At 58.3% G+C, this 10,610-nt stretch carries 12 protein-coding genes; 4 read left to right on the forward strand and 8 right to left on the reverse strand.

Annotation, left to right across the window (positions count from 1 at the left end; all coding sequences use genetic code 11):
- Window positions 1-12: 12 nt before the first annotated feature.
- From Q8L50_RS13705 to Q8L50_RS13725, 5 genes are all read right to left on the reverse strand, one after another.
- Window positions 13-537 (reverse strand): hypothetical protein, encoded by a 525-nt coding sequence (locus tag Q8L50_RS13705; protein WP_305349193.1) that lies wholly within the window; start codon window positions 535-537, stop codon window positions 13-15.
- A 234-nt stretch (window positions 538-771) separates the two neighbouring features.
- The gene (locus Q8L50_RS13710) at window positions 772-2,739 is read right to left on the reverse strand and encodes a hypothetical protein (RefSeq protein ID WP_305349194.1); all 1,968 of its coding nucleotides are present in this window, start codon (window positions 2,737-2,739) and stop codon (window positions 772-774) included.
- A gap of 7 nt (window positions 2,740-2,746) precedes the next feature.
- Window positions 2,747-3,508: a phosphatase PAP2 family protein gene (locus Q8L50_RS13715; RefSeq protein ID WP_305349195.1), complete on the reverse strand. Its 762-nt coding sequence runs from the start codon at window positions 3,506-3,508 to the stop codon at window positions 2,747-2,749.
- 304 nt (window positions 3,509-3,812) lie between these two features.
- Window positions 3,813-5,585, reverse strand: coding sequence for an adenylate/guanylate cyclase domain-containing protein (locus Q8L50_RS13720; RefSeq protein WP_305349196.1), 1,773 nt, complete (start codon window positions 5,583-5,585; stop codon window positions 3,813-3,815).
- Window positions 5,586-5,698: 113 nt separating this feature from the next.
- Entirely contained in the window at window positions 5,699-5,845 is a 147-nt protein-coding gene (locus Q8L50_RS13725; RefSeq protein ID WP_370869803.1) for a hypothetical protein, read from the reverse strand.
- Window positions 5,846-5,893: 48 nt separating this feature from the next.
- On the opposite strand from Q8L50_RS13725, the gene Q8L50_RS13730 reads away from it, so the two are divergent.
- Together Q8L50_RS13730 and Q8L50_RS13735 are read left to right on the forward strand one after the other, a co-directional pair.
- A complete protein-coding gene (locus Q8L50_RS13730) occupies window positions 5,894-6,211 on the forward strand; it encodes a type II toxin-antitoxin system RelE/ParE family toxin (protein WP_305349197.1) in 318 nt (105 codons plus the stop codon).
- Window positions 6,212-6,214: 3 nt separating this feature from the next.
- Entirely contained in the window at window positions 6,215-6,517 is a 303-nt protein-coding gene (locus Q8L50_RS13735) for a helix-turn-helix domain-containing protein (RefSeq protein WP_305349198.1), read from the forward strand.
- Between the two features lie 2 nt (window positions 6,518-6,519).
- Here the strand turns inward: Q8L50_RS13735 and phhA are convergent, their stop codons facing one another.
- Together phhA and hppD are read right to left on the reverse strand one after the other, a co-directional pair.
- On the reverse strand, window positions 6,520-7,347 hold the full coding sequence (gene phhA / locus Q8L50_RS13740; RefSeq protein WP_305349199.1) for a phenylalanine 4-monooxygenase: 828 nt from the start codon (window positions 7,345-7,347) through the stop codon (window positions 6,520-6,522).
- Between the two features lie 120 nt (window positions 7,348-7,467).
- On the reverse strand, window positions 7,468-8,598 hold the full coding sequence (gene hppD, locus Q8L50_RS13745) for a 4-hydroxyphenylpyruvate dioxygenase (protein ID WP_305349200.1): 1,131 nt from the start codon (window positions 8,596-8,598) through the stop codon (window positions 7,468-7,470).
- A gap of 119 nt (window positions 8,599-8,717) precedes the next feature.
- Between hppD and Q8L50_RS13750 the strand changes: the two genes are divergently transcribed.
- The gene (locus Q8L50_RS13750) at window positions 8,718-9,191 is read left to right on the forward strand and encodes an Lrp/AsnC family transcriptional regulator (protein WP_305349201.1); all 474 of its coding nucleotides are present in this window, start codon (window positions 8,718-8,720) and stop codon (window positions 9,189-9,191) included.
- A 265-nt stretch (window positions 9,192-9,456) separates the two neighbouring features.
- Complete coding sequence (locus Q8L50_RS13755; protein ID WP_305349202.1) at window positions 9,457-10,176, forward strand: GNAT family N-acetyltransferase; 720 nt, start codon at window positions 9,457-9,459, stop codon at window positions 10,174-10,176.
- A 78-nt stretch (window positions 10,177-10,254) separates the two neighbouring features.
- On the opposite strand, the gene Q8L50_RS13760 is transcribed toward Q8L50_RS13755, so the two are convergent.
- On the reverse strand, window positions 10,255-10,610 hold a 356-nt coding region (locus tag Q8L50_RS13760; protein ID WP_305349203.1), incomplete at its 5' end, for a MarR family winged helix-turn-helix transcriptional regulator.

The following is a 10,610-nucleotide window of genomic DNA, read 5'->3' on the forward strand; positions in this document are numbered from 1 at the left end:
CTCCCCGTTCTATCACTTGGCTGGTTTCTTTGCCGCTTTGGCCTTTTTGGCCGACGGCTTTGCCGATGACGTGGCCGTTTTTACCGGCAGGGTCGGGAAGGAGATGGTCAAGTAGTCATGGTCGAAATAAGGAACTGGCCGGCCCTTTTCGGTGATGAGTACGCGGGTGTTGCCCTTTTCTGCACGCATGTCGTGGAAGGTGAAGAACACCGGCTGCGGGGTTTTTGATGCCAGATTGCGAACCATCGCGCTGACAATCGCCACGTCGCCGTTTTGCCCTGTTACGTTGGAGTCATGCTTGCTCAGGTTGGTGAAGTAATCGTGTAGCCGATTTTTCGCCTCGGCATTTGACGCACCGATGTTGAGAACCGCCACACTGGTTTTGAAAGAGCGCCCTTTCTTGAAAATCTTGAACTCCTTCTGCAAGGCGACCATTTCATCGATGCCGCCGAAGTGCGTCTTTTTGTCGGGCGTCGGGCCAAAACGTACATTCAATTGGTCAAGCAGACTTCCAACGTGGATGTCGTGTTCTTTCATGAAAAAGCCCATAGATGCTCTCCTGCTGTTACGGTTGATAAATTTGCCGCACGTTGGTAAAAATTGCAACGTACTGTTAAGGCTCTGCGAGTGTAGGGCGAAGTTTTTTGCTTGAGAAGAGGCCTCTGGACTTGGCGGGCGCTTTCACAGCGCTGCTGACCGCGCAGACCGCAATGTGTTGTATCAGTGCGAAAAGAAAAGGGCCGCCTGCCCTTGCCGCCAAGCATCTGAATGTCAGGAGCCGTTCAGCATCCTCCGGGCGATTTGCGGCGATGCATCACTGGTTCCCCTGAGGCGCACCGCCGCGCCGCTGCGTGTGCCGGCGGCGTTGACGCCAAGCGTTGCCGGGTTTTCGTCGCTGAAGGCTTCGGTGTCAGGCGCTGTGACCACCCCGGGGCGCTGGCGCCTTCCCGCGTCAGGGTCGGGCCGTTGCGGGGAGTAGTGCGCCCAGCGCGGGCCGGTGATTCGAATACCGCCGACCGATACCGTTTTGCTGCCGGTAGCAATGCTGTTGAAGTTGCCGCTGCGGCGGATAGGGCTCGGGTTGTCGGCATGGTCGACAAACGAGTCTGGGTTGCCGCTGGTGTCGTACCACTTGTTTTCAAAATGCGACTGGCGTGCGCCACTGCGCGTGCCAATGACCACGTCATCACGCTCTACGTATGCGTCTATGGTCACCGCCTGCTTGCCGCTGTTGACCAACTTGATCTGCCATACGCCGTTTGGTGCGATTGCAGTTTTGTCCGCAAAGCTGACGGTGGGTGCGACGGCAAGCAGCGCACAAGTGCCACGCCTGCCGGTCGCGACCGTCTGGGGGTAGATCAGCGCGCACAGCGGCTGTGTACCGCCGTCAGTCCACATCCGCGACTCACCCAATCTCAAGGTTGGCAAGGCCGCCCGGCCCGGTGGGGTGATCTCTACCGTGACACCGTCCCGGTCTTCCTCTATCCACAACTCCACAAAACTTTGTGTCGAATCGTCGGGTAGCCCACGCCAGTGAAGCGTAACGCGCTCATGTTTTGATAGCGTCACGTTGGCGTGGGTGCGTAGCTGGTAGCTGTTGCCGGCAGCCAGTGCGATCTGCAAGCGCCCGCGCAACAGACGGCTTAGCTCGTCCATCGCTGCCTCCAGAAGCGATGTGCCGTCGTGCGGGCCGGCCAGGGTGCCAAAGCTGATGTTGGTTGTTATCTGCGCATCATCAGCGCAGCGCGAAAGCACGTACATCAGGCCGTCCAGCACATGCACGTTCATTGAGCCCCCCGAGGTGTCGCGCACTGTGTCGTAGTCCAGTTGCACGGCGATCAGCGGCGCACGGCTGGCATCGTCATTGGCCAGCGCCCAACTGGGTGGTGCGTCAAAGGTAGGTGGCAAGTTGGCCACTTGCGCCATCAAGGTGCGCGGGCCGGCTGCCAGGTCCATCACATGGGTGCCATGGCTGACCGACGTGTCCAGCGCATGGAAGAAGTGCTCACGCTTTGGCATTTTCTTGCCCAGCGTTGACAGCCCCAGGGCGACATACACCGCGCCTTCATCGACCAGACCGTTGTAGGTATGTGCCTGCATGGCGGCATTGATGTCAGCGGCCGTCAGCTCATGGCCATAACCCAACTCTGGGGGTACCTGGCCCTTGCCCTGGGCGTCCTGCCGCCAGAAGTGGCGCGTGCGGGCCTTGCCCTGTTGAAGAAAGTTGGTGTGTGCCAGGGCCAGGCTGTCGTCGATCAGCGCCAGCACCTTGCCAGAAAGCAGGGCCCCGGATTTCGTCGCCGACTGGTGGGAAGACCCGACTGAGTGGACCGATGGGTCGTGTGAGCTTCCGCCCGGTTCGTCGGCATACTCCGCCGCTGGCAGACCCAGCTCAAGTCGCAGAACCAGCGGGTGCAAACTACCACCGGGCTGAAGTTGCCTGAAAAATGACGGCCTGACCCGCGCCGTACAAAAGCGCAATCCAGTGGGCGCGGCCCGGCTGGTGTAAACGGGCGGCACATGCAGCCATTTGGACGATGCAGCGGCAATCAGTTGCTGCACCGTGCTGCCAGGTTTGAGCTCAATGGCAATAGGCAGCCATTTCGGCGTTTTGTCGCCATAACCGGCAAAGTTGTCGGCCTCTGCCCATATCAAATACGGGTCATAACCGTCAGTCGCGCCAGGCTTGGCCCAGTCAATGCCAGTGAACTCGCCCGTGGGCAGTTTGGTCCAGCTCATAGCGCGCTTACTTGAGCGGTTGCCACTCTTTGGCGGCTTTGGTCCACATGAATTCCAGCAGGGGTGAGGCAGCAATGGCCGATGCCGCGCCGGCGTATTCGTAATAGCCGCTCTTGTTGTCGGTCATCGACACCCGGGGGTCGAAGTCGATCACGGTGTCTTTGGGGCCATGAAACTTGGGACCGTTGAAGCTGCGCTCGTGCAGCTTGAGTTTGCCGGTACAACGCGCGACAAAAAAGTCTGCCAGCGCAGTGCCCAGCAAGCGGCCGACGGCGCTATCGACCGGGTAATGCAGGCCCGCGACTGTGCGGTTGACGGCGATGCGGGCGGCTTGCCGCTCGAGCTGTTCCTTGTATTTGTCGCCGTGTGGCAGCAGTGCTTGCAATACTGTCGAAAGCATGAAGGCCTCGGTCGCGTGGCCGCTAGGCCAGCTGGCGTGACCCGGGGTGGGGATCATCGGTTGAACCTGGGGGGAAAGGTCCACAGGGCGCTGGCAGGCGAATGCGTGTTTGAAACGCATTTCGACATGCGATGCGAGTGACAAACCCAGCGTGATGAGCTCAAGTGTCCACTTGTGGCGATGGGCCGACAAGCCAATGATGGAGCCCCAGAACGGAACTTGCGGCACCATCTGGGTCAAGACTTCGCTGCCTCGGTCTTCACGCAGTTCGGCATAGTTCGCAACCAAATCTAGTTGCTGTTTGAATATTTTCTCGGTGGGACGAGACAGCCGCACGAGTGGGTGGTCTTTGAGGGGTTTTTTGTCCAAGTTAACAAAACCGATAGTGACTGAGTCTTTGGACTGATTCACGTCGAAATGAAGCCCAGAAAGAAGTGCCAGGGCGCAAACCTGTAAGCGAGGCTCTACCGCCCAACGCTCCAACCGGTCCGGTTTGTCTAGGGGAGTTGGCAAATTGGAAGGTATCGTAGGCCCCTGAAAAGGCCCCACGAGGGCGGTCCGGCCTTTTGTTAGCGCATCGACGACCATGGGCTCGCCCAAGACCGCAGCGATGCCGCTGATGCCACTGATGCCACTGATGCCACTCATAGTTTTTCTCCGGTTTACATGTCACTTAATCTGGAACTCCGGCTCTGCGCAGCGCCGCAGCGCAACGACTCCCGAAGTCGTAGAGACTGCTGGGTGAAGCCTCTATAAACTTCGTTACCGTAAAGCCCGGTTCAATTCGAAGCAGGTGCGCAGTCGTATCGCGTGCCTCATCAAGTTGGCCCAACTCCGCTTGGGATATAGCCAGAGCTCTCAGCGTTGAAGCGTGGGTGCGGTTGGCGCGCAGCGAACGTCGCGCCAGGAAAATTGAGCGCTCATACTGCCTTGCCGACATCGCTGCCGTAGCGGCCAAGGAATCGAAATAGTATTTGAGAGGGTCAAGAGGGGATAGCGAGAGAGCCGTTTCTGTTTCCCGAACGGCTTCTTCACCTTCACCTTTGAAAGCATGAAGTGTTCCCCTGAGCAGCCATGCCAGAGATTCGTTGGGGTTTTCCGCAAGGGCATCGTCATATCGCAAGAGCGCGGTGTCATGCTTTTTTAGAAGATTGGCATGCACCAATCCGTCTATGGTCAGGGCAAGAGAGCACGACGGATCTTCATCAAGTGCACGCTTGGTGGAGTCCAGTGCCAACATCGCATCCTTATGTGGATTTTCTGACCATCCTTGCGACACGCGCATGACGTGCCACTTTGCCAACCACGCCCTTGGTACGGCCTCACGGGGAGCTCGGTCAATGAGTGTCGTCAGCATTTGGCGAGCGTGTTCAAAATCGCTTGCAGAAAGTCGATGCATCATTGCAGCAGAACTCAAGAGCAACGTATATGCCTCAAGATTCGGGAGTGAATTGCTACGGGCTCGACTGACTTCCTTAACGATCACGGCAGAACTGATTGAGGCAATTAGTCTTGCAATCAGTTCGTCGTCTGAACCGAATAGGCCGTGAACCTCACCCTTGAGGCTGTCCGCCCAGATGATGTGTCCCGTCTTGGCCTCGATCAATTCAGCAAACAATGCCAAGCGGGTTCCAGCGCTTCTACAGGAGCCTGACAGGATGTAAGTGGCGCCCAGATGGGTGTGAATGTCCGGGATGGCATCCTGACGATCACGGAAGACGGTCGTTGAGAGGCGCGAGATAACATGGAGCTCTGACGTCCGCGACAACGCTGCGATAACTTCGTCTGCGAGTGCTTCTCCGAGTAATTCGTGCCCCGATTCATTGCTGCGCATGCTGAAAGGGATGACGGCGATGGTTGGTCGCAAGTTCAGCTGAATTGCATTGCCACGCAGAAGTATCGAGGCATGACCTGCCGGGCCGACGCGATATGCTCTGACCGGCTCCTTGACATGTTTGAGGTAACACTCACCAAGATCTTCAATGTCTGCATCCAGAACCGGCGCGAGCTGATCGCGCAGGTCAGCTGTAACAATGGTTTCACCCGGCCCGGCCAGCGTACTCACCCGCGATGTGAGGTTGACGTCGGTCCCATAGATGTCGTGCTGGTCCGTCACAAAGCTGGCCAAATGGCCACCTATGCGCAGATGCGTCTGATGTTCTGGGGGTAGGCCACTGTTGGCCTGACGGCTGAAGTGGTGCAGGGAAAATGCGGCCTTGACCGCACCTTGTGCGCTGGCAAACTCCAGCATCAGGCCATCACCCAGGCTTTTGACGATGCGCCCGCCATGCAGCGGCAGCACTTGCTGTTCTGCATGCTCCACCAAACGTTGCCACCGCCGTACAAAGCCATCCTGGTCCTGCTCCATGATCCGGACCGACTCCACCACGTCCATGACCAGCAACACCTTTGTGTTTCTGGTCAGGGCAGGGGGAAGTTCAATCAACGGGAGCCTCATCGTAGACGGAGTAACAAAATTTTACCTCCTCCTTTTGTAGGAGAAGCCGTCTGGATGAAACACGGGGCGCAGATGTGTAGCTGGCGGGTCGCGCCGTTGCTTTAGTGCTGAATTGCCTCTTCTTCAACGGCCTTGGCGTCTGCCGCTATTTCTGGCAGCGCGTGCAGGCGCTCATAAACCGGCGTGAAATCCGGCGCAGTTTTGTCAAACAGCTCATGAAAGCTGTCGATGACGAAGTCCCTATGCATTGATTTTTTGCGCTTTAGTAATTATGCGAAATCTCGTATAATTTACCAATGAAGGTGATCAACTGGGTTGGCAGCAGCAAGCAAGACTTGCTCGACTTTCCGGCTGATGCCAGGCGTGAGGCGGGTTACCAGTTGGGAAAAACGCAAGCCGGCCTTGAGCCTGACGACTGGAAGCCGATGAAGTCGGTGGGCTCCGGCGTACGAGAAATTCGCATACGTGAGGCGTCCGGCGCGTTTCGGGTGATCTATCTGGCCAATGTAGGGGCTGCGGTCTATGTCCTGCATTGCTTTCAAAAAAAGACCGAGAAGACCAGCCTTCCTGATTTGAGGTTGGCGCAAGAACGATTCAAGCAAGTCAAGGGGTGAAGCATGAAAACTGAAGCAGCAAAAGCGATCCGCGTGGTGAAGGGTGATCCTCGTGGTGTTTTCTACGATCTGTTCGAACCCGATGAGGCCGCTGAACTCACCATGCGGGCTGCCTTGTTGAATGCTTTGCAGGCTTGGCTTGCGCAAAGTGGTCTGACCCAAGCAAAAGCGGCTGTGCAGCTGGGCCTTACTCAGGCCAGAGTCAGTGACATTAAGCGCGGGAAAATCAACAGTCTCAGCCTTGATTTGCTGGTTCGCCTGGCCGCACGGGCTGGGTTTTCCCCCAAGCTCAAGCTGGCTGCTTGAATTCACCCCACCGCATCCGCCGCCAACTCCTCCATCGCTTTCACCCGCTCATAAACCGGCGTGAAATCCGGCGCCGTTTTGTCAAACAGCTCCTGAAAGCTGTTGATCACAAAATAGGTTTGCTGGTAGCTGTCGATTTTGTAGCGGGTGCGCATGGTGCGCTCAATGTCCAGTGGCAGGCGCTGCGGTTCGGGGCTGCACACCGAATGCTGCAACTCACCGGACGAACTCAGGATGCCGGCGCCGTAGGCGCGCAAGCCATCTTTTTGCTGGATCAGCCCGAATTCAATGGTGTACCAGTACAGGCGGCTCAGTTGCTCGCAGGCGCCCAGGCCGTGCGCCTTGAGGCCGCCCTTGCCGTACTCCTGCATGTGGTTGGCAAAGATCGGGTTGAAGAGCAGCGGCACATGGCCAAACAGGTCGTGAAAAACATCGGGCTCGACGATGTAGTCAAACTCTTCGGGCTTGCGTATCCAGTCGGTCACCGGGAATTTGCGATTCGCCAGCAGGGTGAAAAAGGGTACTTCGGGAATCAGCCCCGGTACGGTGACGATTTCCCAGCCGGTGGACTGACGCAGCCGCTGGTTGATATCTTCAAAGCGGGGGATGTGGTCGCTTGCGCCCAATGAAGGCAATGCGGCGATGAACTCGTCACAGGCCAGGCCAGGAAGCAGCGCCGCCTGGCGCGCGTAAAGGCGCCGGTAGGTGTCGTGGTCGGCAGGGGTGTAGCTGTCGTAGTCCTGCGGACAGGTGTAGTCTGCGCCGGCGCGTGTGTAGTCGCCGCGCGGCGGACGGTCGCTGGCGCCATAAACAACCGGTTCAATAGCCATAATCGCCACCGCAATTTCCAGAGCTTCGAAAAATGTCCAGGGCAAGGCGCGTTTGCGCAGACAGTAGCAGCGCTACGGCAAGCGGGCGCAACGCCGCCATGGGCATTTTCTCGGAGGTCATCACGCGGCCAGCACGCCGCGCCGCATCTGGTCCAGCTCCATGGTCTCAAACAGCGCCTTGAAATTACCTTCGCCAAAACCCTGGTTGCCCTTGCGCTGGATGAACTCGAAGAAGATTGGGCCGAGCTGGTTCTCGCTGAAGATCTGCAGCAGCAGTTCACCGGGTTTGCCGTCCACCAGAATATTGCGCGACTGCAGCTCGGCGACGTTTTCGCCGTGGCCCGGAATGCGTTTGTCCAGCAGTTCGTAGTACGTGTCGCTGGTGTTCAGCAGCTTCATGCCGCTCAGTTGCAGCGCGTCCACGCTGGCAAACAGGTCGTCAGAGCCCATGGCAATGTGCTGTATGCCTTCGCCCTGGTACTTGTCGAGGTACTCCTGGATCTGACCGGCTTTCTCGTTGCCTTCTTCATTGATGGGGATGCGGATCTTGCCGCAGGGACTGGTCATGGCCTTGCTTTTGACGCCGGTGGTCTGACCTTCGATGTCGAAATAGCGCACCTCGCGGAAGTTGAACAGGCGCTCGTAAAAACCCGACCACTCGGCCATGCGGCCGCGGTGCACGTTGTGCGTCAGGTGGTCAATGTAGGTCAGACCATGGCCTTTGGGGTTCAGCTCGGCGCCAGAGCCGCTGGCGAGGGGCTCAAAGTCCACATCAAAAAAGCCGATGTTGCCAATGTCGCCGTCTTTGGCGCCGTTTTTGCCGCGCCAGCGGTCTATGAAATAAATGATCGAGTCGCCGATGCCCTTGATCGCCGGTATGTTCAGCTCGCCGGGGCCAGCTGTGTGCGCATAACCCCAGGCGCCCAGGGTGATGGCGCGTTCATACGCGGCCTTGGCGTCCTGAACACGAAAGGCAATGGCGCAGACGCTGGGGCCATGCTGGCGCGCAAAACGCTGGGCAAACGAGTCGGGCTCGGCATTGATGATGAAGTTGATGCCGCCCTGGCGGTAAAGCGTGACGTTTTTGTGGCGGTGTTTGGCAATCGGCTTGAAACCCATGCGCTCAAACAGCGCGCCCATGGCGGCAGGGTCGGGTGCGGCATATTCGATGAACTCAAAGCCGTCGGTGCCCATGGGGTTGTCCCAAGTGTTGGCGGCCTGCTTGCTTGCGTGTGTGTCTCTGGCGTTCATGGGTATTCCTGCAAATTCAGATGCTGATCTTCCGACTGTAAAAGGGGTACCCCACACTTTTAATGCAAATGAAGGCGCCATTCTTGAATATGACGCAGTAAACCTGCAAAATACCAATCATGGAAGCACTCGACAAGCTGGACAAGATGATATTGCGCAGCCTTCAAGCCGATGGCCGCGCTACTTACGACCAGATCGCCGAGCAGGTCAGTCTGTCGCCCAGCGCCGTGCTGCGCCGCGTCAAACGGCTGGAGGAAAGCGGCGTGATCGACCGTTATGTGGCGCTGGTCAAGCCCGAGTCGGTGGGGCTGGGGCTGACCGCCTACATCAATGTCCGGCTGGAAAAACACACCGAATCGCACAAACGCAACCCGATGGACCTGTTTCGCGCCAGTGTGCAGACCTGGCCCGAGGTGGTCGAATGCGCGGCACTGACCGGCGAGATGGACTATTTGCTTCGCGTGGTGGTGGCCGATATGGGGCACTACAGCCGTTTCATCATGGACACCTTGCTCAAACACCCCAGCGTGCAGGACTGTAAAACCAGTTTTGTGCTGGACCGGGTCAAGACAACCACAGCCGTGCCGGTTTGAGTTAGGGCGGCGAAGCTTGTTTTTGCAGCGCCCAAGGCGCCTAATTGGCTGCATGAATTAGGGGGGCGCCCCCGCTGCCATGTCGAAAAATTCCCGAAAACAGGGCCCAATGCCACTGAAAACGCTATTATTTTTATAGCTGCTTACGCATATAGATAAAGGGCTGAATGCCGATTTTGTTACCAATCGGCGCATGCCCCCCGCCTCAAGGGGTCAAAGCGCCTTTCAGACTGGACATTCTAGGGAAAACCCTTATATTGAACACATGGTTACCCCCGGCACCCTCATCAAAGCTTCCTTCGACGCAGGCAAGGAGTTCTTTCGTGCGCCTGCCGAGGATAAAGAGCGCCTGCCGTACAAGGCGCCGGTGATGGTGCCCATCCGCTCCATAGGCCCCAGCCACGGTGAACGTATTGAAAAACACCTGCTGGCGCTGGACGCACAAGACCGCTACCTGCGGTTTGGCTATGCCGCCAGCGACGAGCAGATTCAGCGCTACGTGTCCGGCCTGAACTACGAGCGCGACGACATTTTTGGCATTTACAACCGCAAGCTTGAGCTGATCGCCATGGCGCACCTTGCGCTGTCGATTGATCCCGAGCTGAAAAGCTGCGCAGAGTTTGGTGTGTCGGTGCTCAAGCATGCGCGTGGGCGTGGCTACGGCGCCCGGCTGTTTGACCGCGCGGTGATCCATGCGCGCAACGAGGGCGTGAGCATGATGTTCATTCATGCGCTGAGCGAAAACACCGCCATGCTCAACATCGCCCGCAAGGCTGGCGCCGTGATTGAGCGCGACGGCTCCGAGAGCGAGGCCTATCTCAAGCTGCCCCCGGCCGACCTGGACTCGCGCATGACCGAGATGCTGGAAGAACAAATCGCCCAAACCGACTACCGGCTGAAAGTGCAGGCCAAGCAGTTCTGGGACCTGCTGGGCATCGTGCAGGAAGTGCGGCGCGGCGTGCGCGACAGCCGGGATCGCATGTGAGGGTGGCCCGCACGGTCGCTGAAATCCGTTCGTCCTGAGCCCGTCGAAGGATTCCCCCCACAGGGGTACGCCGAAAAATCAATCCGCAGCTGGCTTGTAGCGCCGCGCGCTGCTGCCATGGCGGCGGTCGCCCAGCGGCAGGCCTCCTTCTGCAGCCAGGGCGTCGGCGCTTTGCTGTAGACGCGTCAGCAGGTCTGCCAGCAAGGTGACCTCTTGCGGTGTCAGCACGCTCAGTACATCGTGGTTGATGCGCCTGACCAGCGGAAACAGGCGCGCATGCAGCTGTCTTCCCGCCTCTGTCAGCTCCAGCCGGATCTGACGGGCGTCACCGGCGCGGCTGCTGCGGCTGACCAGTTGTTTTTCAGCCAGTGTGGTCACTGCCTTGGAGGTGCGCGAGCGGTGCACGTGGGCGTGTTCTGCCAGCTCTGAAGAGC

The organism is Polaromonas sp. (assembly GCF_030680935.1).
In the GTDB taxonomy this organism is placed as follows: Bacteria; Pseudomonadota; Gammaproteobacteria; order Burkholderiales; family Burkholderiaceae_C; genus Polaromonas.

Bases quoted from the DNA above. Each gene is read 5' to 3' on its own strand.
- Q8L50_RS13730 (WP_305349197.1), top strand. From the start codon at position 5,894: ATGAAGGTGATCAACTGGGTTGGCAGCAGCAAGCAAGACTTGCTCGAC.
- Q8L50_RS13755 (WP_305349202.1), top strand. From the start codon at position 9,457: ATGGTTACCCCCGGCACCCTCATCAAAGCTTCCTTCGACGCAGGCAAG.
- hppD (WP_305349200.1), bottom strand. From the start codon at position 8,598: ATGAACGCCAGAGACACACACGCAAGCAAGCAGGCCGCCAACACTTGG.
- Q8L50_RS13710 (WP_305349194.1), bottom strand. From the start codon at position 2,739: ATGAGCTGGACCAAACTGCCCACGGGCGAGTTCACTGGCATTGACTGG.
- Q8L50_RS13750 (WP_305349201.1), top strand. From the start codon at position 8,718: ATGGAAGCACTCGACAAGCTGGACAAGATGATATTGCGCAGCCTTCAA.
- phhA (WP_305349199.1), bottom strand. From the start codon at position 7,347: ATGGCTATTGAACCGGTTGTTTATGGCGCCAGCGACCGTCCGCCGCGC.
- Q8L50_RS13725 (WP_370869803.1), bottom strand. From the start codon at position 5,845: ATGCATAGGGACTTCGTCATCGACAGCTTTCATGAGCTGTTTGACAAA.
- Q8L50_RS13705 (WP_305349193.1), bottom strand. From the start codon at position 537: ATGAAAGAACACGACATCCACGTTGGAAGTCTGCTTGACCAATTGAAT.
- Q8L50_RS13735 (WP_305349198.1), top strand. From the start codon at position 6,215: ATGAAAACTGAAGCAGCAAAAGCGATCCGCGTGGTGAAGGGTGATCCT.